This is a genomic window from Streptomyces sp. NPDC016677, from assembly GCF_055562815.1.
On record NZ_JBVHEO010000004.1, the window covers coordinates 240,581 to 267,264 of the forward strand.

Consider the following 26,684-nt stretch of genomic DNA (forward strand, 5'->3'; position numbering starts at 1 on the left):
CGGGTCGGATGGGTCGGGTGGGTCGGGTGGTCCGGTCGGGGGTCGGGCCGGTCCCAGTATGAGACAGAACGTTCTCTGTAACAAAGCCCGCAACAGGGTTTGACAGGAGAGAACGCTCCGTCTCAAGATGAGTGAGAACGATCCGTCTCAATCTTCGAGGGGCACGACACACCATGCAGATCGACTTCGCCGGCCGCACCGCCCTGGTCACGGGCTCCACCCTGGGCATCGGGCTGGCCACGGCCGAGGCATTCGCCCGTGCCGGTGCCCGCACCGTCCTCAACGGACGTGACGAGACGCGCCTGAAGGCGGCGGCCGAAGGCATCCGGCAGCGCGTACCCGGCGCCGACCTGGTCACCGTCGCCGCGGACGTCACCACCGCCGAAGGGGCCCGGGTCCTGCTGGAGGCGGTCCCCCGGGTGGACGTCCTGGTCAACAACACCGGCATCTTCGCCTCGACCCCGGTCCTGGAGATCGAGGACGCCGAGTGGCGGCACTTCTTCGAGGTCAACGTCCTCAGCGGCGTACGGCTGGCCCGCCAGTACATGCCCGGCATGATGGAACGCGGCTTCGGCCGCATCGTCTTCGTCTCCAGCGAGACGGCCATCGACACGCCGCTGGACATGGTCCACTACGGCATGACCAAGACCGCGCTGCTGGCGGTCGCCAGCGGCCTGGCCAAGGCCGCCGCGGGCACCGGCGTCACCGTCAACTCCGTACTGCCCGGCCCCACGCACACCGAGGGCATCGAGCAGTACATCACCGCCCTCATCCCCGAGGCGGAGTCCTTCGACGCGGCCCAGCGCGAGTTCATCTCCCGCTTCCGCCCCACCTCCCTGCTGGGCCGGCTGATCCGTCCCGCCGAGGTCGCCGACCTGATCCTCTTCACCGGCTCGGAACGGGCGTCGGCCACCACCGGCGCGGCACTGAAGGTCGAGGGGGGCACCCTCACGTCGCTCACCCCGTGACGGGCGCACGGGCGTGTGGCCCGGGGTGTGGCGCGTACGGTGCGTCAGCGTACGGGCACAAAGAGTAGACGGTACGACGATGTCGCCGTCACTCTGGGTGCTGTCGATCGCGGGGATACAGCACGCAACGTACGCACCTGGAGGTGGCCGCGGATGACGCACGGCGACATGAGCGAGAGCAGGGAACCGGAGGCGGCCTGTGAGACGGAGGTACGGGAGCCCGACCCCTCGGACAGTCTGCGGACCTTCGGGGCCGTCGTCCAGGCCCTGCGGGAACACGCGGGGCTCAGCAGGGCCGAGTTCGCGACACGCGTCCGGTTCTCCAAACACACCGTGGAGTCGGTGGAGTTGGGCCGGCGGATGCCGGACGAGTCCTTCGTGGAACTGGGGGAGGAGGCGACGGGGAACACGGGGGCGCTCAGAAAGTCGTCACGGCATCTGACGCGCGGCGAGGTGGGATTGGCGGCCTGGTTCCGGCGGTGGGCCCGGCTGGAGCAGCTGGCGGTGAGCCTGTGCACGTACGAGTGCCGGCTGGTGCCGGGGCTGCTCCAGTCGCCGGGGTACGCGCGGGCGGTGTTCGAGGGGACGGTGCCCGTGGCGCCGGACGAGCGGTTGGAGGACTTCATGGCCCGGCGCATGGAGCGGCAGCGGATGCTGTTCGAGCGGCCCACCACGCCGTTCAGCTTCATCGTCGAGGAACATGTCTTCCGGCGGCGGTTCGGGGACGCGGAGCAGATGCGGGAGCTGCTGGACCACGTCCTGGAGCTGACGGCACCGCGCAACGTGACGCTCCAGATCGTGCCGTTGGAGGCGGGGTTGCATACCTGTCTGGACGGGCCGGTCCGGCTCTTGGAGACTCCCAAGGGGCAGCGGCTCGCGTACTCCGAAGGCCAGCAGAACGGTCGCCTGATTTCCGACGTGAAAGAGGTGAGCCTGCTCTATCAGCGCTATGACACACTGCGCTCGCAGGCCCTGAACGCCAAGGACTCGCGGGGTCTGCTGGAGCGACTCCGAGGAGAACTATGAGCACGACGGAACTGGCGTGGTTCAAGTCCAGCTACAGCGGCAGCCAGGGTGACGACTGTGTGGAGATCGCTGTCACCGAGCAGGTCATCCACATACGGGACTCCAAGGACGTTACGCGTCCGCACTTCGCCGTCGGGCGTGCGCAGTGGTCGCGGTTCGTGGGGTTCGCGGCGCGGGTCTGAGCCGTGCGCGGGTGCGTCCCGGCGGTCGGTCGTCCGCCGCCGGGGCGCCCGACCTGCTCGGACGGACTCGCCGATATGGTCCGATCGTCCCGCGGTGAGTCGACCCCCGGGATGTGGCGGCGGGAGGCGGGCACCGTGGTGCGCCGGGCCCTGGCGCTGCCGTAGCGGACGACGGCCCCGTCCTCCGTCGTCGCCGGCTTCCGCGTCGTCCCCGTCCCCACGGAGTATCCGCCGCACGCGCACGACCCGCACGAACTGGTCCGGGTGCGCGGGGGAACGCTGACCTCCCGGGTGCGGAACAGCGTCTTCACCGTGTTCGGCGGGCACGGGCTGTGGATGCCCGCCGCAATGGTGCACGAGGGCCGGGCGACGGCGGGTGCGGAGTTCTTCCACGCCTTCTTCGCGCCCGAGCACACCCCGTTCGCGTACGGGGAGCTAAAGGCGATCGCGATGACGCCGTTGCTGGAGTCGCTGCTGACCCATCTGTCCCGTACGGATCTCGACGCGGCGGCCAGGGCGCGGGCGGAGTCGGTCGTGTTCGACGTGATGCGGCCCTCTGAGCGGCAGTTCGCGTCGCAGTTGCCCGGCGACCCCCGGATCGACGCGATCTCCGCGGCCCCGCCGGACGATCCCGCCGACTGCCGCTCGCTCCGGAGGGCGCGGCCGGACCGGCCGCCGGATACGTCCGCTGGCTGCACGACCACCCGGTGAGCGAGCCCCCGTACTACGGCCAGAGCACCCACTTCACCTGCGGTGCCGTCACCGCCCTCGTCGCGCAGGCCCACGCGGGCACACTGCCGTGGGCGGCGCTGGACCGGCAGGCGGAGCTGACGCTGTGGCGCGACCCGACCAACTTCCTCGCCCGCGAGCCCGTCGGACTGGGCGTCGCCCCGCGCCGGGCGTGGCCGAGGTCCCCCGTCACGGTCCACCTCGACACGGCCCGGCCCGTCCTCCTCGACCACCTCGCGGCGAAGGACCAGGAGCGGCGGGCCCTGCTCCGGACCGCCTCCCGCACGGACGCCGCCCGCCTCGGTGTCCCGGTCGACCCGAGCCGCCTCTCCCCGACCGCGCTCCGGGACACGCTCGGCCGACGGGAGCGGGTGCTGCTCCTGCTCTCCCTCGCCACGATGCAGGGCTTCGACGTCCCGCACTGGGTGCTCTGCCCCGGCGTCGTCCCCGGCGCCGTCGTGATCGACGACCCCTGGGCCCACGCGGCGACGGGGGACACCTGGGCCGACGCCCACCTCCTGCCGGTGCCGGACCCGTCGCTCGACGCGATGTCGACGATCTCGCCGGGGGGGGGCTTCCGGGGGGGGGTGGTGGTGACCGTCGGGCGCGCACGCCCCCTCAACGGGGGGCCGGCAGCGTGATGCCGTACGCCCGCATCTTGCGGTAGATCGTCGTGCGGGAGATGCCGAGGCGCTGGGCGGCCAGCAGTTTGTTGCCGTCCGCCGCCAGCAGGGCCTGCACCAGGGTGTCGCGTTCGGACGCCTCCCAGGGGCTCAGGGCACGGCCGGCCGTGCTGTGCAGGGACGGGGGCAGGTCGCGGGGCTCGATGCGGTACGTGCGGCGGCCCGCGGCGGCCCTGCTCAGGACGTGGTTCAGCTGGCGGACGTTGCCGGGCCAGTCGTGCCGGCGCAGCAGGGGCAGGACCTCCGGCGCGCACTCCAGGTCCGCGCCGACGCGGCGCAGCAGGCAGTCGACCAGGGCGGGGAGGTCCGCGAGGCGGTGCCGCAGCGCGGGTACCGCCGCCGCCTCGGTGAAACAGCGCCGCAGGGGCTCGGGCACGACCGCCGCGTGGTGGAGCGTGCCCATGACGCCCACGATCCAGGTGCCCTGTGCCGCCGCGGCGTCCAGGGCCCGGACGACGGCCGGTGCCTGCTCGGCGGGTACGGCGTCGATGTTCCGCAGGACCAGGGCACGGCCCGGACCGGCGGGTGCGGTGCGCAGGGCGGCGGGCAGGTCGGAGGGCAGAGCGGCGGGCAGAGCGGCGGGCAGGTCGGTGCCGGTCCCAGGCGTGGTGTCCGAGGCCGGAGGGTGCGGGGCCGACGGGTGCGGGGCCGGAGGGTGCGGGGCCAGGGCGTCCACGACGACGGGTGCCGAGGCCGCCCCGGTGAGCGCGTGGGCGGCACGGGCCAGGGCGGTCTTGCCGGTGCCGGGCTCGCCGTGCAGCAGCAGTGGCGTCCGTTCGCGGGCGCAGCGCGAGGCCGTACGGGAGACGGTGTTCCAGGCCGGGTCCGTCCCGGCCAGGCCCGGCAGCGGCCACGGCAGGGACGCGTCCCGCTCGCCACGGGAACGGGAACGGGAGCCGGTGCGGGAGCCGGTACCGGGACGGTCTTCCTCGCCGCCGGGGTGCTCCGGGAAGGCCAGTTCCAGCAGGTACCCGGCCGCGCCCGCGGGGCTGTCGACCTGACGGCAGCGCATCAGGACGGTCCGCCCGCCGGTCAGCCGCACTTCCGTGCGGACGCGCGGCGCGTGTCCCGACTCGGCGGCGGCCTCGTGCAGCAGCCGGTGGTCGTCGCCGGTGAGCCGGGCGGAGGCGGCGGAGTTGGCGAGCACCAGGTCCTGGCCGAGGCAGAGCACCGGCCGGTCGCCGTAGTGGGTCACCTGCTGGAACGCCTCCAGCAGGGCACGCTGGTGGGAGCTGGTGAACTCGTACATCACGCGCTCGATGTCACCGACGGCCTCCTGCACCAGGGCGGCCATGAGGGTGCGCGCCGGACCGTTCCAACAGGTCAGGTTCATGGCCCCCTCGACCCGTCCGGTGACCGAGTTGCGGATCGGGGCGGCGGCGCAGGAGACGCTCTGCAGGCGCTCGTTGAAGTGCTCGGTGCCCAGCACCACGTTGGGCCGGCGTTCCTCCAGCGCGACCCCGATGCCGTTGGTCCCGACGAACTGCTCGGCGTAGTTGAAGCCGGGCGCCAGGTGGACCCGGTCCAGGTGTGCCGAGAGCCGCTTCTCGCCGACACGCCGGTCGCGTACCCAGCCCTTGCGGTCCGTCACGATCACGCAGGCGTCGGATCCGGCCAGCGCCCGTTCCAGACGGTCCAGGACCGGCGTGGCGGCGCGCACCAGACGGCTCTCCCGGTCGTAGTCCGGCTGGTAGGGGACGACCACCTCGTCCGGGCGGATCCCCAGGTACTTGGAGCGCTGCCAGGAGTTGCGGATGCTCTCGGGCACGATCGGCGCGGGCGGGTCCTGGTTCTCCAGGAACTCCAGGCGCGCTCGCGCGATGGTCCGGTCCCGCGCTGTGCTGTCGCTGAGCATGGCGCCTCCGATGAGCGTGTTTCCGCCATATTACGAACGCGTTTGCACCTGTCAACGGGTGGTTCGCCACGACTTTCCGGCGCGTTCGCCGCGCCCTGATCACGGGGCGGGCCGGGTGTGTTCCACATTGAAAAACTCGACGGCGCTCCCCGCCCCCACGCTGATGACAGCACCGCACGAAGGCGCGGTCGCTCAACGTCGAGCACAGGAGCAGCACGATGACCTCTTCCTCCGGCAACGCACCCCGTACCGCCATCGTCACCGGCGCCGCCCGCGGCATCGGCCGCGGCATCGCGGAGCGACTGGCCGAAGACGGGCTGGACGTGGCCGTCGCCGATCTCCCCGGTATGGGCGAGGAGTTGAGCGAGGTGGCGGCCGGTATCGAGAAGAAGGGCCGCCGGGCCCTCGCCGTGCACGCCGATGTGACCAGCAAGGAGCAGACCGACGCGCTCGTCGCGGAGGTGGCGGACCGCTTCGGCCGGGTCGACGTCTACGTCGCCAACGCCGGCATCGCCCGGGTCGCCCCGCTGCTGGAGACCGGGCTCGACGAGTTCGAGCAGATCATGGCCGTGAACCTGCGCGGCGTCTTCCTCTCCTACCAGGCCGCGGCCCGGCAGATGATCGCCCAGGGCGGCGGCGGCAAGATCATCGGTGCCGCATCGATCGTCGCGTACCGCCCGTTCGCGCTGCTCGGCACCTACTCGGCGTCGAAGTGGGGCGTACGCGGACTGACCCAGGCCGCCGCCATGGAGTGGGCGCGGTACGGCATCACCGTCAACGCGTACTGCCCGGGGATCGTCGGCACCGACATGTGGGACCTGATCGACGAGCGGCTGGCCGAGGAGGCCGGCATCCAGAAGGGCCAGGCCATCAAGAAGCACGCGGAGGCGATCGCGCTGGGCCGGGTCGAGGAGCCCGCGGACGTCGCGTCCTTCGTCTCGTACCTGGCCTCGCCGGACTCGGACTACATGACCGGCCAGTCCGTCATGATCGACGGCGGCATCCAGTTCTCCTGACGTACCTCGGCCACCCCAGCGAACCGAAGGAGCGAGATGTATTCCAAGGACGGCGAGAACTACTTCATCGTGGACGCGCACATCGCCCTGTGGGACGCGCGCCCCGAGAACCAGCTCAACATCCACGGCAAGCAGTTCATCGACTGCTTCTACGACTACCACCGCAACCTCGGCCCCGAGTCCGAGCACTGGCCGTACGAGGAGTTCCTCTACCAGGGCGGGGAACGCCTGATGAAGGACCTCTTCGCCGACGGGTACGTGGACCACGCCGTCTTCCAGCCCGCCCGCCTCGGCGCCTTCTACCGCAACGGCTTCGGGCAGACCGAGGAGGCGTCCGCGCTCGCCCGCGAGCACCCGGACAAGCTGACGTACAACCACTCGTGGGACCCGCGCTACGAGCAGAAGGGCCTCGACCAACTGCGGCGGGACGCCGAGCGGTTCCAGCTCAAGGGCGTCAAGCTGTACACGGCCGAGTGGAAGGGCGACTCGCGCGGCTACAAGCTCGACGACCCCTGGTCGCGCCGCTACCTGGAGACGGCGATCGAGCTGGGCATCAAGAACATCCACATCCACAAGGGCCCCACCATCCGCCCGCTGGACCGGGACGCCTTCGACGTCGCCGACGTCGACTCGGTGGCGAGCGACTACACGGAGCTGAACTTCGTCGTCGAGCACTGCGGGCTGCCCCGTCTGGAGGACTTCTGCTGGATCGCCACGCAGGAGCCCAACGTGCACGCCGGCCTCGCGGTGGCCATCCCCTTCATGCACACCCGCCCGCGCTACTTCGCGCAGATCATCGGCGAGCTGCTGTACTGGCTGGACGAGAACCGCATCCAGTTCTCCAGCGACTACGCGCTGTGGACGCCCCGCTGGCTGATCGAGCGCTTCGTCGACTTCCAGATCCCCGAGGACATGCAGGACGAGTACCCGCCGCTCACGGTGGCCCAGAAGAAGAAGATCCTCGGGCTGAACGCGGCCGCCATGTACGACATCGAGGTCCCGGCCGGCCTCGGAGCCGGCCGCACCGACCCGGCGGTGGTCTGAGATGCCCGCCCGTACCGCCGCCGCGCGGGAACAGTCCGTCCGCGCGGCGCTGGACACGGTCTACGACCCGGAACTGGACGAGCCGATCACCGACCTCGGCTTCGTACGCTCCGTGACGACGGCCCCCGGCGGCAGGCTCACCGTCCACCTCAGGCTCCCCACCTCCTTCTGCTCACCGAACTTCGCCTACCTGATGGCCTCCGACGCCAAGGACGCGCTGACGGCGCTGCCGTGGACCCGGGAGGTCGTGGTGCTGCTCGACGACCACCACGACTCGGACCTGATCAACCGGGGGCTGGCCGCGGACGCCGGCTACCGGGGCACCTTCGGGGCGGAGGCGGAGAAGGACCTCGAAGCGCTGCGGCTGACGTTCCGCCGCAAGGCGCACGCCGCGGCGATGGAGCGGGTGCTGACCCTCGTACTCCGTGCCGATCCGGGCCTCACCGAGGAGGACCTCCACGACGTGGTGCTCGGCGACCTCCCCGACACGGCGACGACCCACGCGCTGCTGCGCCGACGCGAGGCCCTCGGCCTCTCCACGGCACCGGCCGACCCGGTCCTGGTGGACGAGGAGGGGCGGCGCCACCCGCCCGGGGAGATCCCCCTCCGCCTCCGCTTCGCCCGTTCGATCCGGGTGTCGATCGACGGCAACGCCCACTTCTGCCGGGGCCTGCTGCGCACCCGCTATCCGCGGTCCGCGGCCGACCAGTCCCCGCGCGCGGCGGAACTCTTCCATGTCACCGCTCCGCCGAAGGAGAACGTCTCGTGAAGGCAGTCCAGGTCGTCGCCTACGGCAAGGACCTCGAAATGGCCGAGGTCCCGGCCCCCGAGATCACCGGCCCGTACGACGTGATCGTCAAGATCGGCGGGGCCGGCGTGTGCCGCACCGACATCCACATCCTGGAGGGGCAGTGGGCCGAGAAGTCCGGCGTGACGCTGCCCTACACGATCGGGCACGAGAACGCCGGCTGGGTCCACGCGGTCGGCAGTGCCGTCACCAACGTCCGTGAGGGCGACAAGGTCATCGTCCACCCGCTGATCACCTGCGGACTGTGCCGGGCGTGCCGGGCCGGTGACGACGTGCACTGCGAGCACAACCTCTTCCCCGGCATCGACACGGCCGGTGGGTACGCCGAGTACCTGAAGACCTCCGCGCGCAGCGTCGTACGGATCGACGACTCCCTGGAACCGGCCGACGTCGCCGCGCTCGCCGACGCGGGCCTGACGGCCTACCACGCGGCGGCCAAGGCGGCCCGGAAACTGCGGCCGGGCGACCGCTGCGTCGTCATCGGCGCGGGCGGCCTCGGACACATCGGCGTCCAGGTGCTCAAGGCCATCACGGCCGCCGAGATCGTCGTCGTCGACCGCAACGCCGACGCCGTGTCCCTGGCCGTCGCCATCGGTGCCGACCACGGCGTCGTCGCCGACGGCGACCAGGTGGACCAGGTCCGCGAACTGACCGGCGGCAAGGGAGCGGAGGCGGTCATCGACTTCGTCGGCGAGGGCGGCGCCACCAAGGACGGCGTCGGCATGCTGCGCCGGGCGGGCGACTACCACGTGGTCGGCTACGGCGAGAACATCGACGTCCCGACCATCGACATCATCTCCGCCGAGATCAACTTCATCGGCAACCTCGTCGGGTCGTACAACGACCTGTGCGAGCTGATGGTCCTCGCGGCGCGGGGCCGGGTACGCCTGCACACCTCGAAGTACCCTCTGGACCGCTTCCAGGACGCCCTGGACGACCTCGGGAAGGGCCGGATCCGGGGCCGGGCGATCCTCACCCCGTGAACCCCCTGGAAAGGAAGTGACCCTTGATCTTCATCACCGCGAAGTTCCGCGTCCTACCCGAGCACGCCGACCGATGGCCCGAGGTGGTACGGGAGTTCACCCTGGCCACCCGCGCCGAACCGGGCTGCCTGTGGTTCGACTGGTCCCGCAGCGTCGCGGACCCGACGGAGTACGTGCTGGTGGAAGCCTTCCGGGACGACGAGGCCGGCGCGGCCCACGTCGGCTCGGCCCACTTCGAGGCGGCCCGGCAGACCCTGCCGCCCCACCTGGCCGCGACGCCCAGGATCGTCAACGCGAAGGTGGCGCGGGACGACTGGTCGCCGCTGGGTGAGATGGCGGTCGAGGAGCGCTGACGCGGTCGGCAGTGTCGCGGAGGGGGCCGAAGCCGGTGGCACGGGCGTCGGCCCCCTCCGCAGGTGTTTCCCGCGCGGGCCGCGCTGGTCAGGCGGGAGCGTCGTAGACCAGGGTGTACCGCCAGAACAGGCGGCGGCGTATCCGGGCGCCGGGCAGCTCCCGGGCGGCTGCGGCCCGGATGTCGTTCAGGGTCTCCCGCGGGTCGGTGGTGGGCGCCGTCATGTGCGGGGGCGGGACAGTGGCGCGGGCGGGGTGCTTGGCCAGTCCCACGAGCGGGTTCGCGAGTACGGCCGGCAGGGTGGCCAGCAGGTCGGCGGGGCCGGCCTCCCGGTAGCAGCCGACGATCACGAGGCGCCCGCCCGGGGCGAGACAGCCGCGCAGCTCCCGCAACGTGGGCACCAGAGGGAGGTGGTGCAGGACGGCGACGAGGGTGACGGCGTCCCAGCGGCGCCGCCGGTCGCGGTCCGCGAAGCCGGCCTGGACGATGGTGACCGCGGGGTCGCCGGCGAAGCGTTCCGCCGCCGCGCGGGCGGTCGCGGGGTCGGGTTCGAGCCCGGTGACGGCGGTGGCGCGGCGGCGGAGCAGTGCGACGAGATGTCCCGTGCCGCATCCGACGTCGAGGACGTCACGGGCCCCGGACGCGGCGACACGGCCGGCGGTCCAGGGGCCGTAGTGGTCGTTGTGGCTCCACGGGTGCCTCTGGTTGAAACGGTGGAGGCGGGACGACAGGGACAGCGCCATGGCGCCACGGTAACGCTCCGGCGGGGCCCGCTGCCGAAGGGAACGTCAGCGGCCGCCGGCGTCGATGCCGCAGAGGTCCGCCCGTTCCTTCTCCACGCTGCCTCCGACCACCACGCCGTCCACGGACTCGTCGTAGAACGCCATGAACTCCACCTCTTGGAGAGTCCCCGAATCCCTCTTCCAAGCGTGACCCGCCCTGTCGACGAAATAGAACCCGTCGACCATCGAACGCCGCGGCGTGACCGGCTTGTGCCCGAAGGAGGAATACGGCGACGCGCGCAGTTCCCCGAGCGGATAGGTCGCCTCGGTGCAGGGGCCGAGGTCGTTCCGTCGCAGCATCACGGACGAGAACGGGCCTCCGGCTCCTTCTCCCAGGATCAGGACCACGGCTATCTGCTGCACGGGATCGGGCGATCGGTTCAAGAGGTGGACCTTGCCGATTCCATCGCCGACCGGATCTTCCACCCAGGCCGTGACCCTCGACGCCTGGGCACGGACTTCGCGTTCGCTGTTCTCCCGCGACTGCGTCAACTGGTCCCGTGCGGTCTGCTGACTCCAGTACGTCGCGACGGCCTGGAACCAGAGCCCGACGATCGCGGCGATCGCCGCGGCACCCGCACCGGCCACCGTGACGACGTTCGGCCACCCCAGGGCCTCGAAGCGCCGCCGCAGACGACGCGACCTCGACGGCCGGGGACCCGGCCCGGCGCCCGGGGCAGGTGGCGCGGCGGCCGGCTGCTCCTCCCGGACGCGGGCCCTGACACCGGCCGGAGCCGGACGCCGCCTCGCGAGGCGGAGCCGGACCTGCCGCTGCGGTTGCGGTCCTCCAGACACGAACTCCCCCTCCAGGCACGTCCGCGGGCACGGACAGACACTGCCACAACCCGTCCTGAAGGCGGGTCTTCGGTCACCTCAGGAAGAGTCGAAGCCCGTGTCCGAGGGCGTCGGCGGTGTCCCGCCGGCCTCCGGGGCGGGAATCTCGCCGTCCCGACCGGCCCGGTCCGACGGTCACGGCTCCGTGTCGGGAAGGTCCAGCCGGGCCAGTGCCGCGGCGCTCGGGCTGCCGGGGTCCGCGGTGTAGAGCACCAGCCGCAGCCCGGTACCGGGCACGAGCAGGGTCTGACGGTCCAGCTCCAGCTCACCGAGGTCCGGATGACGCAGGTGTTTGCGCACCGTCGGCCGGGGACGCACGTCGTGGCTGCGCCATTCGGCGAGGAAGTCAGGGTCGTGCGCGGCGTACTCGTCGACCAGCTCGCCCAGCGCCCGGTCCCCCGGGCGGCGGGCGCCGGCCGCGCGCAGGTGGGCGGCGGACTGCCGGGCGAAGTCGCCTTCCGCGCCGACGGGTGCCGAGCAGAGCGTGCCGCCCAGCCGGGCGGCGAGGCGCAGGGTGTTGCGCTCGTGGCGGGGCACCTGTGCGAAGTCGGTGATCAACGCGGCCGCCGCGGTGTTCCAGGCCACGATGTCCTCCAGGTCGTTCACCAGGTAGGCGGGGATCGGCCCGAGCCGGCGCAGCAGCCGGTGCGCGTCAGCGGGCACCGGCGCACCGTCCGCGTCCGTACTGGGCGGGATCTGCCCGGCGAGTCGCGCCAGGTGCTCGCGCTCCGTGGCGGTGAGGCGCAGCGCCGTGCCCAGCGCGGTCAGCACCTGCGGCGACGGGCGCGGCGCGCGGGCCTGCTCCAGCCGCTCGTAGTAGCTGGTGGACACCCCGGCCAGGGCGGCCACCTCTTCCCGGCGCAGCCCGGGGGTGCGCCGGGCACGCGGGCCGGGCGGATGGACGGCGGCGGCCGGCATGTGGGCCGGGCGCAGCGCCTCGCGTCGGCGGCGCAGGAAGTCGGCCAGTTCACCTCTGCTCACCCGGCCAGGGTGGCACAGAGGCAGCCCGCTCAGCCACGGACCAGTGGTCCGGGGCTAACCGGTGCGTTCCACGGTGCCGCCCGGTGCGCCCACTCTGGTGCGGACACACGTCCCGCCGAACGCTGGAGCATCACCGTGCCACCACGCACTCCCGAAGAGACCTTTCGCCGGCTGCTGGAACTGCTGCTGGCCAAGGACATGGACGCCATCGCCGATCTGTGGGCGGAGCACGGCACCGCCGAGTTCCCCTTCGCCGAAGGGGACGCACCGAGACAGCTGACCGGGCGTGAGGCCGTCCGGGCCTATCTGGCCGGCTACCCGGACCTGATGGACGTACGGGAGATCCCGGCCGTCACCGTGCACCACACGGGCCGGCCCGACACGATCGTGGTGGAGTTCACCGCGCACGGCCGCACGGTGGCCACCGGCGAGCCGTACCAGCTGGACTACATCACGGTGCTCACCACCCACCGGGGTCTGATCAGCCGCTACCGTGACTACTGGAACCCGCTGGCCGCCGCCTCGGCGGCCGGCACGCTGCCCGGACTGCTCGGCTCGCTGCGGTCGGGGGCCACCCGATGACCGGCGTGCTGATCACCGGCGGCACCGGGAAGACGGGCAGGGCCCTCGCCGAGCTGCTCCGCGGCAGCGGTGTACCGGTCCGGGTGGCCAGCCGCACGCCGTCGGCGGACGCCCCGGACACGGTCCGGTTCGACTGGAACGACCCGGCCACCCATCCGGCCGCGCTGCACGGGACGGACCGGGTCTACCTGGTGCCCCCGGTGGACACGACAGATCCGATGCCGCTGGTCGAACCGTTTCTGGCCGAGGCCGAACACGTCGGCGTGCGCCGGGTGGTGCTGCTCGGGTCCGCCATCGTGCTGCCCGACGCGCCCAGTGCGCTGGAGCTGGCCGCGTACGTGCGGGCCCGGCCCGGGTGGGTCGTGCTGCGCCCCTCCGGGTTCATGCAGAACTTCCTGGCCCCGCATCCGCTGGGCGAGCGGATCCGGCGACGCGGCGAGATCCGCACCGCCGCCGGACCCGGCCGGGTGGGCTGGATCGACGCCCGCGACATCGCGGCGGCGGCCGCCGCGCTGCTGACCGAACCCGAGGGCCACCCCGGCGGCTACCGCGACGACCGGCGTGACTACCTGCTCACCGGGCCGCAGGCGCTGAGTTACCAGGACGCGGCGGAGATCATCGCCGACCGCACCGGCCGGCCGGTCCGGGTCGTGCCCGTCGGGGAGGCCGAGCAGGCGGACGCCTACCGGGCGTCGGGCATGCCGGACGCCTTCGCGGCCGCCCTCGCCGCCGTCGACGCGGGTATCCGGACCGGCCGGGACGACCGGATCAGCACCGACGTGCTGGACCTGACGGGCCGACCGCCCCGTACCTTCGCCGAGTTCGTCCAGGACCACGCGGCCCACTGGGCGGACACCGGGACACCCTGAGGCTCGTGTCCGAGGCGTGCGGCCTCAGTCCAGGTAGGCGTCGTACTGCTCGACGTCACCGGGCTTCAGCCGCATCTTCGGGTCGGTCTTGATGCTGGACAGCTCCGTGCCCAGGATGCGTCCGGTGTGCTCGTCGAGGATGATCGTCCACCGCACCGTCCCCTTGAAGTCCGCGGCGTACGCCTGGCCCTGGCGCCCCACACGGTCCGTGACCGGGCCGATGGCGCGGATGCCGGGCTGCTTGGCGAGCAGGCCGTCGATCGCCGCCGTCTGGGCGGGGCCGGGCGTCCAGTCGCGCAGCAGCGCCTCCACGGAACTCAGCGTCCAGTACCCGCTGCCGCGGGTGTCGGGGTTCTCCTCCGCCAGGTAGTCGGCGAGGCCGCCGACGGTGGTCGGGGGCGTGCTCGGGTAGTCGGCGAGCTTCTCCCACGACCCCGCCGGCAGGTGCGTACGGTCGATGACCCGGCCGTCTTCGAGGTCCTGCACCTCACCGCTGCCGTCGGCGTCGAAGTGCTCGCGGACCTCGATCACCGGCATCTGCTCCGGCTTGTGCTCGCCGTCGTCCCACATCCCCAGTGCCCACTCCCGGCGGTGGGTGCCGCGCTGCGCGGCGCCGGGGGAGTCGGCGAGGGCGGCGGCCCGCTTCGCGACGGTGGCGAGCGGCACGGTGGCCCGGGTGCTCTCCACCTTGAGCGGGGCGGGCGCGGCGACGGCCGTCTGACCGCTGCTGCCGGTGAGGGCGAACCCCGTCATGGTCGCCGCGACGACGGCGGCGGCCGCTCCGAGGGACATCGACCGCACGGGCGTCAGCCAGCCGAAAGCCGAGGGGCGGCCGGCGGCGGAGCGGGACGTGGCCGTGTCGTCGGCCTCCTTCATCAGGTGTGCTTCGAGCACCGCGCGCCGGGTGGGCGAGAGCCGGGGGACGACGGGCTGCGGGATCATCTCCCGCAGTGCGGCGAGTTCGGCGCGGTCGCGGGCCTCCTGCCGCTCCCGCTCCTCCTCCTCGTGGGCCGGGTCCGCCGGGCTGGAGGACGGGCGGGAGGACGGGGTGGCGGAGCCGGAACGGTTCCGGAACAGGGCGTTCATGCGAGGTTCTCCTGGGTGGTTCGAGCCAGAATGCCGTCTACGTGCTGTATGTGTCCGCTGCCGCCGGGCGGTTCCCGGCCGGGTGCGCCCTGGGTGTCGTCGCGCCGGGTGGCCGGGTGCCCCACGGAGTCGCGCAGCTTGGCGCGGGCGCGGGACAGCCGGGAGCGCACGGTGCCGACGGGTATCCCCAGGGCCTCGGCGGCGGACGCGTAGTCCAGCCCGCCCCAGACGCACAGGGTGAACACCTCGCGCTCGGCGCGCCGCAGTCCTGCCAGCGCCGCCTTGGCCGCCGCCAGTTGTTCGGCGTCCGCCAGCCGCCCGGTCACCTCCTCGGCGAAATCCGGGACGGTGTCCGAGCGCGGCATCCGGGCCAGGGCCCTGCGGTGCCGCCGGACGGAACGGGCCGTGTTGCGCAGCACGTTGGTGGCGATGCCCAGGAGCCACGGGCGCAGACTGTCGGTCTCCTCGGGGCGCAGCCGCTCGCGCGAGCGCCACGCCTCCAGGTAGGTGAGGGAGACGACGTCCTCGGCCGTGGCCCAGTTGCCCGTGGACCACAGGGCATGGCGGTACACGGCGTCAGCGTGCTCCCGGAACGCCTCGGCGAGCGCGGCCGGGTCGCCTGCGCGGAGGCGGGCGGGGGTTGAGTGAGTCACGTGGATTGATGTCCGACCGGTGCGAGGGGTTCCTGTGTTGTGCGTCACACGCGCTGGGCGGATCGTGAAGCCGATGCTCAGGCCCCCGCGATCCCCTTGAGGATCACATCCGCGAGCATGCGGGCGACAGGGGCGTCCCCGGCGTCGATGGCCTCCTGGATCTACGCGGTCGCGGTCATCGGCATCCTTGTCCGTCGGGTCGTACGGGAGTGGCTGCACCTCCCGAGTCGCAGGACAGCGGCTACAGCGGACTGGCCGGCCAGGGCTCGTACCCCAGCGGCCACACCTACGGCGGCTACGAGGCCGGCACGATCCTCGCCACGCTGCTGCCGGAGCCGGCGCCGTCGATCCTCGCCCGCGCCTCGGAGTACGGGGACAACCGGATCGTCCTCGGCTTCCCCTACCCGCTCGACGTCATGGGCGGCCGGATGACCGCCCAGGCGACCGTCGCGCACCGGTGGGCGGACCCCGAGTTCGGGAAACTGCTGACCCAGGCGCACACCGAGATGCGGAACGTGCTGCTCGCGGCGTGCGAGACCAAGGGGTACGGCGACACGCTCACCGAGTGCGCGGGCGACCCGTACGCCGGGCTGAGCACGGCGCGGCACATCGACCTGTGCACACAGCGCCTGACGTACGGGTTCTCGCAGGTCGGCAGGGCCGGTCAGGCGCTGGACGTGCCGTCCGACGCGGCGGCGCCGCTGACCACGGCCTTCCCCGGCCTCACCACCGAGCAGCGCACGCAGATCCTGGAGCAGACGGCGACCGACTCCGGCTACCCGCTCGTCCTCACCGCCGGGGGAGGGGAGAGCTGGCAGCGGATCAACCTCGCGGCGGCGATGGCGGCTCAGGTCGTCGTGGGCGCCGACGGATCGGTCACGGTGACCGACTTCTCCGACGCCACGAAGGCGAGCGTCGCCGACGCGTCGGCGATCACGGTCGGGGGCGTGGCGCTCGACGGGTTCGACCCGCACGCCGGCACGTACGTCGTGGACTGGCCGGAGAACGGAAAGCTCCCGGCCGTCGGCGCCGTGGCGGCCGAGTCCGGGGCCCGGGTGAAGGTCACCACCGGCAGCTCCACCGTCTCCTCGTCCGTCCCCGGGTTCACCACCCGCACCATCACGGTGACCTCGGCCAACGGCAAGGTGGTGCGCATCTGCACGGTGGGCTTCCAGCGGACGGAGCGGGACCACCGGTCGCCCGCGCAGGGCGGCGGTGCCCATGACCACGGCATCTGGTCACCGGCCAGGGAGTGGGAGGGCGGCCTGAGCTGAGAGCCGGTCGGCGACGACCCGCGGGCCCGGGATCAGCATGGCGATGATCGCGAAGTTAGCTTAGCCTCACCTTCATGAGCTCCAGCGAGCGTCCCAGCCGACGCGACCCGAGACTGTTCCGCGCCACGGTCGTGTCGAGCACACGCCTCACCCCGAACATGCAGCGGGTGACCGTACGCGGCGACGACCTCCACGCGTTCCCGTGGCGCGGCTACGACCACTGGTTCCGGCTGTTCTTCCGCTACCCGCACCAGGACCGCTTCCACGCGCCCGAGGTCCAGGCCGACACCTGGTGGAAGCCCTACCTGGCGATGCCCGACGAAGTACGGCCCTACTGCGCCAACTACACCGTGGCCGACTTCCGTCCCGAGCCCGGCGAACTCGACATCGACGTCGTCGTGCACCGCGGCGCCGACGGGGAGATCGAGGGCGGCGTCGCCGTCTGGGCGTGCGCGGTCGAAGCGGGCGAGGAGATGGCCCTGCTCGACCAGGGCCTCCTGTACGAGGCGCCCGCCGACGCCACGAGCGTGCTGCTGGTCGCCGACGAGAGCGGACTGCCGGCCGTCGCGGGCATCCTGCGGTCGCTGGCCGGCGACCCGGCGCCCGGCGAGGTCCGGGTGCTTCAGGAAGTGCCGACCGACGCCGACCGCCGTGACCTGACCGCCCCGCCCGGCACACGCATCGACTGGATACCGCGCGCCGACCCGCACGCGGTCCCCGGCACGGCGGCGCTGGCCGCGCTCCGTGCCCACGTCGACGTGGACCCGCGCGGCTACGCCTTCGTCGTGGGCGAGCAGTTGCTCGCGGCGGAGGGGCGCCGGCATCTGCACCGCGCCGGCCTGCCGAAGGACCGCATCACGTTCTCCGGCTTCTGGAAGAGCGACCGGCACGCCGGGAGCGGCTCTCGGAAGTGATGCCGTCCGCGGGCCCCCGGGGGAGGAAGAGCCCGCGAACCCGTGTCAGCCGGCCGGCCGGTGCCCGGCCGCCCGCTCCAGACGGGAACCGAGCAGATGGGCGTCGAGCAGCGCGATGTCCGCCGTCCGCTGGGCCCGCGCGTAGCCGGTGAGCATGCGTTTGGTCAGCACCAGCGCCTCGGGGGAGCGCCGGGCGAAGGACCTCGTCCACCCGGCGATGGCGTGGTCGAGCTGGTCCAGGGGGGCCACCTTGTGCAGCAGGCCGATGCGGTGCGCGGTCGGGGCGTCGAAGGTCTCGCAGGTGAGCATGAGTTCGCGGATGCGCGAGCCGCCCACCTCGTGGATCAGCCGGCCCATCGCCCCGCCCCAGGCCGGCGGCAGTCCCAGCCCCACCTCCGGCATGCGGAACCGGCAGCTGTCCGCGCCGGCCCGCAGATCGCAGTAGGCGGCGAGGGCCAGTCCGGCGCCGATCACCTTGCCGTGCAGCCGGGCGATGGTGACGGCGTGGCACTCCTCCAGGGCGCGGCACAGGCGCTGGGCCTTGTCGAGCAGGCGCCGCAGTCCGGCGTCCGCGGGGCCGTCGGCGAGGGCCGCCTGGTACTCGGTGCGGTCGGCGCCCGAGCAGAAGTCGTCGCCGGCGGAGGACAGGACGAGGGCGCGGATGTCGGGGCGGTCGTGCAGGCCGTCGAGCAGCGCGAGGAGGCCGTCGACGACGGCGGTGCTGAGGGTGGGGTCCGTGCCCTGGGGATCGAGCAGGACGTGCAGGACGGGGCCGTCCTGCGTGACGCCGACGGCCTTGGAGCCGGTGACGGGGGAGAGAGCGGGTATGTGGTTCATGCGAGGGCGACATCCAGGCTGAGTAGGCGCCGGAAGACCACGCGCGGCGCCATCGGCGGGCGGCGCACGAGGCAGAGGCGGGGCAGACGGCGGACGAGGTGGCGGAGCAGGGTCTGGGCTTCCAGCCGGGCCAGCGGGGCACCGAGGCAGTAGTGGATGCCGCCGCTGAAGCCGAGGTGCTGGGTGACGTTGCGGGAGGGGTCGAACCGTTCGGGGTCGGGGAACCGGGCGGGGTCGTGGTGGGCGGCGCCGACCATGAGGTGGACCATGTCGTCGGCGCGGACCTCGAAGCCGCCGAGTACACCGTCCTTGGCGGCGACCCGGCTGATGACGTGGGTGGGCGGGTCGTAGCGCAGGGTCTCCTCCACGAAGGCGGGGACCAGGTCGGGGGAGCCGGCCAGCGGGTCCCACCGCTCGGGCCGCTCCACCAGGCGCAGCACCGTGGCCGAGAGCAGCGTGGACGTGGTCTCCAGGGCCGCGAGCAGGACGAACAGGGCCAGGAAGTAGACGCCTTCGTCGGCCTTGTCCCGGTCCGCCTCCATCGCGTCCCAGGTCCGTATCCACCGGGAGACGGGGTCGTCGCCCAGACGGGCGCGCCGGTGCCGGATCAGGTCCAGGAAGTAGGCGCGCAGTTCCCCGAGGGCGGCGTCGGAGCGGGCGAGCTGGCTGGCGGAGGGCAGCAGTTCCTGGGTGAAGACCTGCTCGTGGGTCAGGTCGCGCAGCCGGTCCCAGTCCGCGGACGGCAGCGCCAGCCAGCTGCCTATGGTGGCGATCGGCAACCGCTCGCTCACCAGGGCCGAGAAGTCGGCCTCGCCCTCGCGCAGCCGCTCCGCGAGGGAGTCGAGCAGTCCGTCGACGATGCCCTCCACGGACCGGCCCAGTTCCTGGATGGTGGTCCGGTCGAAGGACCCGGCCGCGCGGCGCACCCGGGTGTGCTCCGGCGGGTTGAGCGCGGGCATGGTGTTGCTGATCTCCCGGGAGGAGGGCGCGCTCCAGCGGGTGCGTGGCCCCTGCCGGGCCCGCCACTCCTGGTCCGGCTCCAGCCAGTCGCCGTCGCGCAGCAGCGCGGCGCACAGGTCGTAGCCGGTGACGACGAATCCGCCCCAGGGCGCCGGGCTGACCTCGCCCATGGACCGGAGCTTCTCGTACAGCGGGAAGGGATCGGCCTGGCCCTGCGGGGTACGCAGGCGGGAGAAGAGAGCGACGGCGGCGCGACGGTCGGTGGATGGGGTGGTGACACTCCCCATGGCGGCAGCTCCTTTCTCAGCAGCAGCCGCCATGCATACCCTCTAGATGATCATTACATCCAATAACCGTCTGTTCCCACAGGGTTACTTATGTCACTCACACGTTCACCCCGCTCGTCCGCCGGCGTCACTCGCCCTTGATCCAGGAGACGAAGTTGCTGAAGAGGCCCCCCTTGCGCTGCGGGGCGGCGGGAGCGGCGGACCGGGTGGCGGCAGCGACGGCGCGCTGCGGCTGCGCGGAGGAGTGCGCCGTACGGTCGCCCGCCGGGCTCGCCGGGGCGGCGTCGGAGGGCGCAGAGCGCGGCGTGAACCTCACCGGCAGGGTCACCAGGCAGCGGCTCCACGGCGCCGGGATCCAGGGCAGGTCGGCGAAGGGCACCCGCATCTCGACGTCGGGCAGCCGGTTGAGCAGGGCCTCCACGGCGGTGACCGTCATCTGGAAGGCCGGGTCCTTGGCGGGGCAGGCGTGCGGCCCGGCGCCGAAGGCCAGGTGCGCCTTGCTGAGCTGCTCGCGGTGGCGTTTCAGCTTCGGGTCCGTGTTGGCCGCCGCGAAGGAGATCAGGATCGGGTCGCCGGCCCGCAGGGTCCGGCCGGCCAGCTCCACGTCGTGGGTCGGGTAGTGCCCCGCGTAGTTGGCGATCGGCGCGTAGTCCCACAGCGTCTGCACGACCGCGTCCTCGACGGGCAGCCCGGACCGCCACTCCTCGCTGAGGTACAGCGCGGCGCTGGTGCCGATGGCCGCCGACAGGGGCGCGGTGCCGCCGGACAGCAGCGTGACGAGCTGGTGCAGCACCTCCTCGTCGGTGAGCTGGGCGGAGTGCTGCATCAGCCGGGTCGTCAGGTCCTCGCCGGGCTGCCGGTGCTTGAGCGCGATCAGCTCGGTGAGCGCACCGGCCAGCACCTCGTCGGCGCCGGCCGTGCCGTCGAAGATGCCGCTGATGCCGACGATGACCCGGTCGCCGATCTCGGGCGGGCAGCCGAACAGGTCGCTGAAGACCAGCAGCGGCAGCGGCTGGGCGTAGTCGGCCATCAGGTCGGCCTGGCCGCGCGCCGTGGAGCCGAAGCGGCTGATCAGGTAGTCGGCGGACTGCTGGGTCTGCCGCACGAACCGCATCTCGTCGATGGTGGCCAGACTGTCGGTGACCGCCCGCCGCAGCCGGGCGTGCGCCGCGCCGTCGCTGAACAGCGCGTTGGGCCGGTAGCCCATCATCGGCAGCGCCGGGCTGTCCTCGGGGACGCGGCCCTCGTTCAGCGCGTTCCAGCGACGGGCGTCGCGGACGAACCAGGCCGGGTTCTGGAGGAAGTACAGGGCCTCGTCGTAGCCGGTGACCAGCTCGACCTCGACGCCCGGCGCGATGTCGACGGGCGCGCTGGGGCCGAGCGAGCGCAGATGGTCGTAGTGCCGTTCGGGATCGGAGCCGAAGTCGTTGCCGAACAGCTGGGTGTTGCCGTGTGCGGGGCAGCCGGGGGGTATCTCGGGGGTGTTGGACTGCTGCATGCCGTGGCTCCTAGCCGAAGTGGGTCATGAGGTGTTCCACGAGAGCGATCAGCGCCTTCGCCGACGACTGGCTGTCGCGGACGTCGCACTCCACGACAGGGGTCTCCTCGGGGAGGTTGAGCGCCTCGCGGACCTCATCGAGCGGGTAGGCGGCGGTGTCGTCGAAGCGGTTGACACCGATGGCGTACGTCAGGCCGAACCGCTCGACCAGATCGAGGACCGCGAAGCTCTGGTCGAGCCGGGAAGGGTCGACGATGACCAGCGCGCCCAGCGCGCCCCGGGACAACGCCTCCCACATCTCCTTGAAACGCTCCTGGCCGGGCGTTCCGAAGAGATACAGGACGAGGGTGTTGCTGAGCGTACGCCGGCCGAAGTCCATCGCCACCGTGGTGGTGGTCTTGTCGGGGACGCCCGACAGATCGTCGAAGCCCTCACTGGCCTCGGTGATCGTCTCCTCGGTCTTCAGCGGCTCGATCTCGGAGATGCTGCCGATGTAGGTGGTCTTGCCCACGCCGAAGTGGCCCACCACGAGGACCTTCACCGAGTGGGAGACGTCCGGGTTCAGGTACTCGGGTGAGTGTGCGGCATCTGATGTGAGTGTCACGGGTCACGCTCCGAATTGGTTTCTCAGGCCGTCGAGCACAGCGCTGAGCAGTTCGCGGTCGACCCGTTCGGCGCGTGGGATGGGCTTTCGCACGAGGAGGAGACCGTCGTTGTCCAGTTGCGCCACCAGGATGCGCACGATGCCCAGCGGCAGCCGCGTGTGGGCGGACACCTCGGCCAGCGACAGGAAACCGTCGGCGACCAGGTCCGTGACCCTGCGCGCCTCCGGGGACAGCGCTCGGGTCGCGGTGGCCGGGGCGTTCTGCGCGGTCACCAGCGTGGTGTGCTCGTACTCGTGGTCCGGGGGCAGCGCACGCCCCTCGGTGATCACGAACAGTGGTACTAACGACCCGGTGAGTTCCGGTCCTTCGTCGGATCCGTCATGCATCGCCGGACCTCCTCGCGCCACTCGTGCCGTCCACGCCGAGCCGGGGCACGGCGTCGGCCAGCCGCGCGGTGAACCGGTCGATGTCGCAGTCGGGCGCCGCGGAGGCGGCCAGGAAGGCACCGTCCCCGGCCGCGATCAGGAAGATCCACCCGTGCTGGAACTCGATCACGGTCTGCCGCCACTGGAAGTCCGGGTCGCCCACGAACTGCGCCGTGGCCCGGCTGTAGGCCTGGATGCCGGTCATGGCCGCCGAGATGGTGTCGGCGAGGTCCTGGCCCATGCCGGAGGACGCCCCGCGGGGCAGCCCGTGCGACCCCAGCAGTACGGCGTGCCGGGCGCCCGGCACCTCGGCGATCACCTTGTCCAGCTCCGGCAGGACGAAGCCGGCCGGGGCGCCGCCCGCCGACAGCCGCGCGGCGCGCTGCTCCGCCTCGGCGGCGTTCTCCCCGTTCACCCTCGGCGGTGCCGTCAGGTTCTCGCCCAGCCGGGCGACCAGCCGGTGCATCCGGAAGGAGATCTGCTGGAGGTCGACGTCCGGGTCGGCGGCGGCGGCCAGGTACGCGCCCTGCCCCGCGCCGATCAGGAAGGCCCAGCCCTCGGTGAACTCGACGACGGTCTGGTTCCACCGCCGCTCGGCGGCCGGTCCGGCGAAGTGGGCGGTGGCCTTGCTCAGGGCCTGCATGCCGGACATGGCGGCGGAGATGGTCCGCACGTCCTTCTCGGCCAGGCCCTCTGTGGCACCGCGGGGAAGGCCGTCGGCGGACAGCACCACGGCGTGCCGCGCACCCGGCACGTTGTCCACGATGTCCCGGACCATCCACGACATGTCTTGGTTCACGCCTCTTCAGACCCTTCGGGCGTCGGTGCTGCGAGGTCCCGGCCGCGAAGCGTGCCGCGCTGGAGCCCGCCCAGACCGCGGCGGGGAGCCCTGATGGGCGTGATCGGGCCGTTGCCCTCGGTGCCCTGAACACTCTCGACCGGAGCCTGCCGGGCCCCCCGCTTCGGCAGGCCGTGCGCCGTACGAGCGGCGTGCTCGTCGGTGTCCTCGACGCGCCGGATTCTGCGGACGGGCGCCTCCTCGGTGGGCGGCGGTGTGATCTCCTCCATGGTCCACAGCTCCTCGGGCAGCAGGACGACGGCCCGGACACCGCCGTAGCGGGAGACGCCGGTGACATCCACCTTGAATCCGTAGTGGCGGGCGATCAGGCCGATCACCGGGAAACCGAACTTGGGCTGGGTCCCGAGCTGGGACAGCTGCGGGGGAGTGTCACCGGACAGCAGCGCGGTCGCCTTCTGGCGCTCCTCGTCGCTCATGCTGACACCGGCGTCGTCGATGATGATGCACAGGTTCTTCTGGACCTGCTGGAAGGTCACCTCGATCGGCGCGTCCGCCTGGGAGAAGCTGGCGGCGTTGTCGAGCAGTTCGGCGACCGCGAGGGCGACGGGCGCGACGGCGGACGCCTTCAGCGCCATGCCGTTGTGCTGCATGACGGTGACCCGCGAGTAGTTGCGGATCTGGCCCTGGGCGCTGCGGACGACGTCGTAGACGCTGGCCGGCTGGGTACGGCGGCCCAGCGGCGCGCCGCACATGACCGCGATGCCCTGGGACTTGCGGGCCATCTGGGCGTTGGCGTGGTGGACCTCCAGCAGATCGGCGAGCACGGGGTGGCCGCCGTACTTCTGCTGGATTCCTTCGAGGATCATGGTGGCCTCGGCCGTGAGGCTCTGCAGCAGGCGCGCGGCGCCCTTCAGCACCACCTTGGTGTTCTCCTCCGCCGTCCGCTCGGCCTCGCGGATGGCGGCGTCCTGCTGGTTGAGGACCTGCCGCAGTTCGTTCTCGCTGCGGGCGAGGCTGCCCTGGACGTCACCCAGCTGTCGCTTGGATTCCGCCAGTTCGGCCTCCAGCCGCCGCTTTCTCGCTTGCAGGGCTCTGCTGCGGACGAACAGGACCGCGGCTGTGGCGGCGGCTACCGCCGCCACAGCAACCAGGCACCATATGAGCACGTCTTGATTCATAGAAACCTTCCCGGCGCGTGGCATGCAGGCATCTGCGGACAGGCCTCGGGGGATCCGCGTGACATCCGCTGGGAGCTGCATCACCGCTGTCGCGCGATGCGCAGGCCGACCTCGGATCAGCACCTAAGCCGAGTGGATCAAGGTCGTGAACGCCGGAAGGCTATCACCGCGCGCCACCTTGAAAAGCGGCGCCCTCTATGCCCAAAAAGGCGGCAACGCGCCGGTCACGCGGGATTGTTGCGACGCGATCCGGCCACGGAGTGGCTGATTATCGCCGCTTTGGCAACATGCCTCGCGCGCGGGTCATGAATCTTCACAGAAAGGACATGAGGGCCCCGGCAACAGCCGTCCGCAGTACACCCTTTGACGGCAAGTGAGCCGCTTTGGCCACTGCGCTGACGGCTGGAGCGCATATGCCGGAGGAAAGTCGGCACCGGACACCGCGCCGAGGGGCCGGCCGGGGCGGGCGCTCAGATCTGCGAGCCACCCCCGTCCACGGCGAGCTCGGCACCGGTGGTGAAGGTCGCCTCGAAGGCGAGGAACAGCACGGCCCTGGCGACCTCCTCGGGCCTGCCCACCCGCCCCATCGGGTTCTCCGCGGCCATCCCCGCCTTCACCTGCTCCGCCGCCTCCCTCGGCATCGACTTCTCCAGGATCCCGGAGTCGATCGGCCCCGGGCTGACCGCGTTGACGCGGACCTTCCGGGGCAGCAGCTCCCGGGCCAGACTGCGGGTCATCGACCGCACCGCCGCCTTGCCGGCCGCGTAGGCGCTGAGCGCGGGAATGCCCAGGACGTTGACGACGGAGGTGGTGAACACCACGCCGCCGCCCTCGGCCAGCAGCGGGGCGAGCTTCTGCACCGTGAAGTACGGCCCCTTGGCGTTGACGGCCATCAGCTGGTCGAAGAGTTCCTCACCGGTCTCCTCGAACGGGGCGAAGCCGTTGACGCCGGCGTTGGCGAACAGCGCGTCCACCGTGCCGAACTCGGCCTTCACCCGGTCGGCCAGCGCGTCGATCCCGGCCAGTTCCCCCGCGTCGCTGCGGACCGCGACCGCGTTGCCGCCGAGCCGCGCGGCGGCCGTGTCCAGAGCGTTCCGGTCGCGGCCGGTGATCAGCACCCGCGCCCCTTCGTCCACCAGCAGCCGCGCGGTGGCCAGCCCCAACCCGCTGCTGCCACCGGTGATCACGACCTTCTTGCCCTCGTACTTGCCCATGACAGGACACACCCCTCTTGCGACACAGGTTCTGGATCGCGATCCAGGTTCTGGATGACGAACCGAGCCGTCCGGCGGGAGGTCCCCGCCGGACACCGTCGAGTCAACTCCCGCCCTCACCAGGGCGTCCAAGACCTGTTCCGCACCCCGTCATGCGGCAGCGGTATGACGTTCGGACGTATGGTGGCCGGATGGCTGACAGCACCCCGCCCCTGGACATCGACCTGAGGCTGGTCCGGTACTTCACCGTCGTCGCCGAGCACCTGAACTACGCCCGCGCGGCCGAGGCCCTGCGCGTCGCCCAGCCCTCCCTCAGCCGCCAGATCCAGCGGCTGGAGAAGACCCTCGGGGTACGTCTGCTGGAGCGCGGCACCCAGGGCAGCACGCTCACCGCGGCCGGCGCCGCCTTCCTCCCCCGGGCCCAGGAACTGCTGTACGCCGCCCAGCAGGCGACGCTGGCCGCCCGCTCCGCCGCCCCGCCGCGCACGATCACCGTCGGCTACGTCGAGGACCTCGTCATCACTCCCGCGGTCCGGGACCTGCGGCGCCGCCGCCCCGACGCCCACGTCCGCACCCGGCACCTGGACTGGGACGAGGCCCGCGCCCTGCCCGAGGGCCGGGTCGACGCGGTCGTCGTCCGCACGCCGCTCCCGATCCCGGCCGACGGCCTGGAGACGACCGTCCTCTACGAGGAACCCCGGGCCCTCCTCGTGCCCGCCTCGCACCGCCTCGCCGGCAAGGAGTCCGTCACCCCGGGCGACTTCGCCGGTGAACCGCTGGTCGCCTGCGCGGGCATGGCCTCGGCGTGGACCGGCTTCTGGCGCCTGGAACCCCGCCCGGACGGCGCCCCGGCCCCGCTCGGCCCCCTGCTCGTCGACACCTTCGAGGACAAGCTCGAAGCGGTGGCCGACGGCCGGGCCATCGCCCTGATCCCGTCCGGCGACCGCCGCTGCGCCCTCCGCGACGACCTGGCCACCGTGCCGGTGGAGGGCGTCGAGCCCTGCGCGGTGGTCGTCGCGAGCCGCCGGGGCGAGACCAACCGCCTGGTCGCGGACTTCCTGGAGTCGGCGAAACGGCTGCTGGCCGGGGGCGCGGATGAGGGCGGGAGCGCGGACGCTTCCTGAGTACGTCGATGAGGCGGGCCACCGCCCCCGAGGGAGGGACGGCGGTTTCGGGGTCGTGGCATTCCGGGGTCCCGGGGCCGGGTCCCGGGGCCGCGGGTGATCGCGTCGGCGAAGCGGAATATCAGCGGCCGCCGGC

The 26,684-nt window shown here is 72.2% G+C and carries 27 protein-coding genes and 2 pseudogenes; 15 read left to right on the forward strand and 14 right to left on the reverse strand.

From position 1 onward, the window contains the following. Positions 1-173 precede the first annotated feature (173 nt). From ACZ3IG_RS14435 to ACZ3IG_RS14455, 5 genes and pseudogenes are all read left to right on the forward strand, one after another. The gene (locus tag ACZ3IG_RS14435; protein ID WP_467431965.1) at positions 174-968 is read left to right on the forward strand and encodes an SDR family NAD(P)-dependent oxidoreductase; all 795 of its coding nucleotides are present in this window, start codon (positions 174-176) and stop codon (positions 966-968) included. 153 nt (positions 969-1,121) lie between these two features. Next, positions 1,122-1,994: a helix-turn-helix domain-containing protein gene (locus ACZ3IG_RS14440; RefSeq protein ID WP_467431968.1), complete on the forward strand. Its 873-nt coding sequence runs from the start codon at positions 1,122-1,124 to the stop codon at positions 1,992-1,994. Continuing rightward, the gene (locus tag ACZ3IG_RS14445; protein ID WP_467431970.1) at positions 1,991-2,176 is read left to right on the forward strand and encodes a DUF397 domain-containing protein; all 186 of its coding nucleotides are present in this window, start codon (positions 1,991-1,993) and stop codon (positions 2,174-2,176) included. Before ACZ3IG_RS14440 ends, ACZ3IG_RS14445 begins: the two co-directional genes overlap by 4 nt. A gap of 75 nt (positions 2,177-2,251) precedes the next feature. Continuing rightward, a pseudogene (locus ACZ3IG_RS14450) lies at positions 2,252-2,827 on the forward strand (AraC family ligand binding domain-containing protein); the annotation flags it as partial. A 2-nt stretch (positions 2,828-2,829) separates the two neighbouring features. Then, positions 2,830-3,546 (forward strand): annotated as a pseudogene (locus tag ACZ3IG_RS14455) (peptidase C39 family protein); the annotation flags it as partial. Here the strand turns inward: ACZ3IG_RS14455 and ACZ3IG_RS14460 are convergent. Beyond that, the gene (locus tag ACZ3IG_RS14460; RefSeq protein WP_467431971.1) at positions 3,524-5,443 is read right to left on the reverse strand and encodes a sigma-54-dependent Fis family transcriptional regulator; all 1,920 of its coding nucleotides are present in this window, start codon (positions 5,441-5,443) and stop codon (positions 3,524-3,526) included. The pseudogene ACZ3IG_RS14455 and the gene ACZ3IG_RS14460 sit on opposite strands and share 23 nt — an antisense overlap. A 218-nt stretch (positions 5,444-5,661) precedes the next feature. Between ACZ3IG_RS14460 and ACZ3IG_RS14465 the strand changes: the two genes are divergently transcribed. Genes ACZ3IG_RS14465 through ACZ3IG_RS14485 form a run of 5 tightly spaced genes read left to right on the forward strand, consistent with a single transcriptional unit; the run spans position 5,662 to position 9,647 of the window. After that, entirely contained in the window at positions 5,662-6,459 is a 798-nt protein-coding gene (locus ACZ3IG_RS14465) for an acetoin reductase (protein WP_467431973.1), read from the forward strand. A gap of 36 nt (positions 6,460-6,495) precedes the next feature. Then, a complete protein-coding gene (locus tag ACZ3IG_RS14470) occupies positions 6,496-7,503 on the forward strand; it encodes an amidohydrolase family protein (protein WP_467431974.1) in 1,008 nt (335 codons plus the stop codon). Position 7,504: 1 nt separating this feature from the next. Next, positions 7,505-8,272 (forward strand): metal-sulfur cluster assembly factor, encoded by a 768-nt coding sequence (locus tag ACZ3IG_RS14475; protein ID WP_467431975.1) that lies wholly within the window; start codon positions 7,505-7,507, stop codon positions 8,270-8,272. After that, positions 8,269-9,294, forward strand: coding sequence for an NAD(P)-dependent alcohol dehydrogenase (locus ACZ3IG_RS14480; RefSeq protein ID WP_467431976.1), 1,026 nt, complete (start codon positions 8,269-8,271; stop codon positions 9,292-9,294). Before ACZ3IG_RS14475 ends, ACZ3IG_RS14480 begins: the two co-directional genes overlap by 4 nt. Positions 9,295-9,317: 23 nt before the next feature. Next, a complete protein-coding gene (locus tag ACZ3IG_RS14485) occupies positions 9,318-9,647 on the forward strand; it encodes a putative quinol monooxygenase (protein WP_467431978.1) in 330 nt (109 codons plus the stop codon). A gap of 88 nt (positions 9,648-9,735) precedes the next feature. Here the strand turns inward: ACZ3IG_RS14485 and ACZ3IG_RS14490 are convergent, their stop codons facing one another. The 3 genes from ACZ3IG_RS14490 to ACZ3IG_RS14500 form a co-directional block, all read right to left on the reverse strand. Beyond that, positions 9,736-10,389, reverse strand: a complete 654-nt coding sequence (locus ACZ3IG_RS14490; protein ID WP_467431980.1) for a class I SAM-dependent methyltransferase — start codon at positions 10,387-10,389, stop codon at positions 9,736-9,738. Positions 10,390-10,434: 45 nt separating this feature from the next. Further along, positions 10,435-11,016, reverse strand: coding sequence for a hypothetical protein (locus ACZ3IG_RS14495; protein ID WP_467431982.1), 582 nt, complete (start codon positions 11,014-11,016; stop codon positions 10,435-10,437). Positions 11,017-11,397: 381 nt separating this feature from the next. Beyond that, on the reverse strand, positions 11,398-12,243 hold the full coding sequence (locus ACZ3IG_RS14500; protein WP_467431984.1) for a helix-turn-helix transcriptional regulator: 846 nt from the start codon (positions 12,241-12,243) through the stop codon (positions 11,398-11,400). Positions 12,244-12,378: 135 nt separating this feature from the next. Between ACZ3IG_RS14500 and ACZ3IG_RS14505 the strand changes: the two genes are divergently transcribed. Together ACZ3IG_RS14505 and ACZ3IG_RS14510 are read left to right on the forward strand one after the other, a co-directional pair. Beyond that, positions 12,379-12,825 (forward strand): nuclear transport factor 2 family protein, encoded by a 447-nt coding sequence (locus ACZ3IG_RS14505; RefSeq protein WP_467431985.1) that lies wholly within the window; start codon positions 12,379-12,381, stop codon positions 12,823-12,825. Next, a complete protein-coding gene (locus ACZ3IG_RS14510) occupies positions 12,822-13,694 on the forward strand; it encodes an NAD(P)H-binding protein (protein ID WP_467431987.1) in 873 nt (290 codons plus the stop codon). The genes ACZ3IG_RS14505 and ACZ3IG_RS14510 overlap by 4 nt, the downstream gene beginning before the upstream one ends. 24 nt (positions 13,695-13,718) lie before the next feature. Here the strand turns inward: ACZ3IG_RS14510 and ACZ3IG_RS14515 are convergent, their stop codons facing one another. Both ACZ3IG_RS14515 and ACZ3IG_RS14520 read right to left on the reverse strand, forming a co-directional pair. Next, positions 13,719-14,780 (reverse strand): CU044_5270 family protein, encoded by a 1,062-nt coding sequence (locus ACZ3IG_RS14515; protein WP_467431988.1) that lies wholly within the window; start codon positions 14,778-14,780, stop codon positions 13,719-13,721. Next, entirely contained in the window at positions 14,777-15,433 is a 657-nt protein-coding gene (locus ACZ3IG_RS14520; RefSeq protein WP_467431989.1) for an RNA polymerase sigma factor, read from the reverse strand. The genes ACZ3IG_RS14515 and ACZ3IG_RS14520 overlap by 4 nt, the downstream gene beginning before the upstream one ends. A 209-nt stretch (positions 15,434-15,642) precedes the next feature. On the opposite strand from ACZ3IG_RS14520, the gene ACZ3IG_RS14525 reads away from it, so the two are divergent. Both ACZ3IG_RS14525 and ACZ3IG_RS14530 read left to right on the forward strand, forming a co-directional pair. Further along, entirely contained in the window at positions 15,643-16,707 is a 1,065-nt protein-coding gene (locus ACZ3IG_RS14525) for a phosphatase PAP2 family protein (RefSeq protein WP_467431992.1), read from the forward strand. Positions 16,708-16,781: 74 nt separating this feature from the next. Continuing rightward, complete coding sequence (locus tag ACZ3IG_RS14530) at positions 16,782-17,621, forward strand: siderophore-interacting protein (RefSeq protein ID WP_467431994.1); 840 nt, start codon at positions 16,782-16,784, stop codon at positions 17,619-17,621. Positions 17,622-17,666: 45 nt separating this feature from the next. Here ACZ3IG_RS14530 and ACZ3IG_RS14535 read toward each other — a convergent pair whose 3' ends face one another. The 8 genes from ACZ3IG_RS14535 to ACZ3IG_RS14570 form a co-directional block, all read right to left on the reverse strand. Next, complete coding sequence (locus tag ACZ3IG_RS14535) at positions 17,667-18,458, reverse strand: enoyl-CoA hydratase/isomerase family protein (RefSeq protein WP_467431996.1); 792 nt, start codon at positions 18,456-18,458, stop codon at positions 17,667-17,669. Beyond that, positions 18,455-19,705 carry a cytochrome P450 gene (locus tag ACZ3IG_RS14540; RefSeq protein WP_467431997.1) on the reverse strand — a complete coding sequence of 417 codons (1,251 nt, stop codon included), beginning with the start codon at positions 19,703-19,705 and terminating at the stop codon, positions 18,455-18,457. Before ACZ3IG_RS14540 ends, ACZ3IG_RS14535 begins: the two co-directional genes overlap by 4 nt. Before the next feature lie 127 nt (positions 19,706-19,832). Then, positions 19,833-21,203, reverse strand: a complete 1,371-nt coding sequence (locus ACZ3IG_RS14545) for a cytochrome P450 family protein (protein WP_467432000.1) — start codon at positions 21,201-21,203, stop codon at positions 19,833-19,835. Between the two features lie 10 nt (positions 21,204-21,213). Beyond that, positions 21,214-21,807, reverse strand: coding sequence for a GTP-binding protein (locus tag ACZ3IG_RS14550; RefSeq protein ID WP_308114754.1), 594 nt, complete (start codon positions 21,805-21,807; stop codon positions 21,214-21,216). A 3-nt stretch (positions 21,808-21,810) separates the two neighbouring features. Further along, positions 21,811-22,194: a DUF742 domain-containing protein gene (locus ACZ3IG_RS14555; RefSeq protein WP_467432001.1), complete on the reverse strand. Its 384-nt coding sequence runs from the start codon at positions 22,192-22,194 to the stop codon at positions 21,811-21,813. Next, complete coding sequence (locus ACZ3IG_RS14560) at positions 22,187-23,011, reverse strand: roadblock/LC7 domain-containing protein (protein ID WP_467432460.1); 825 nt, start codon at positions 23,009-23,011, stop codon at positions 22,187-22,189. Before ACZ3IG_RS14560 ends, ACZ3IG_RS14555 begins: the two co-directional genes overlap by 8 nt. Before the next feature lie 17 nt (positions 23,012-23,028). Then, positions 23,029-24,174 carry an ATP-binding protein gene (locus tag ACZ3IG_RS14565; protein WP_467432003.1) on the reverse strand — a complete coding sequence of 382 codons (1,146 nt, stop codon included), beginning with the start codon at positions 24,172-24,174 and terminating at the stop codon, positions 23,029-23,031. A gap of 506 nt (positions 24,175-24,680) precedes the next feature. Then, entirely contained in the window at positions 24,681-25,424 is a 744-nt protein-coding gene (locus ACZ3IG_RS14570; RefSeq protein WP_467432004.1) for an SDR family oxidoreductase, read from the reverse strand. Between the two features lie 191 nt (positions 25,425-25,615). Here ACZ3IG_RS14570 and ACZ3IG_RS14575 point away from each other — a divergent pair, with 191 nt between their 5' ends. After that, positions 25,616-26,548 (forward strand): LysR family transcriptional regulator, encoded by a 933-nt coding sequence (locus ACZ3IG_RS14575; RefSeq protein ID WP_467432006.1) that lies wholly within the window; start codon positions 25,616-25,618, stop codon positions 26,546-26,548. Positions 26,549-26,684 lie beyond the last annotated feature (136 nt).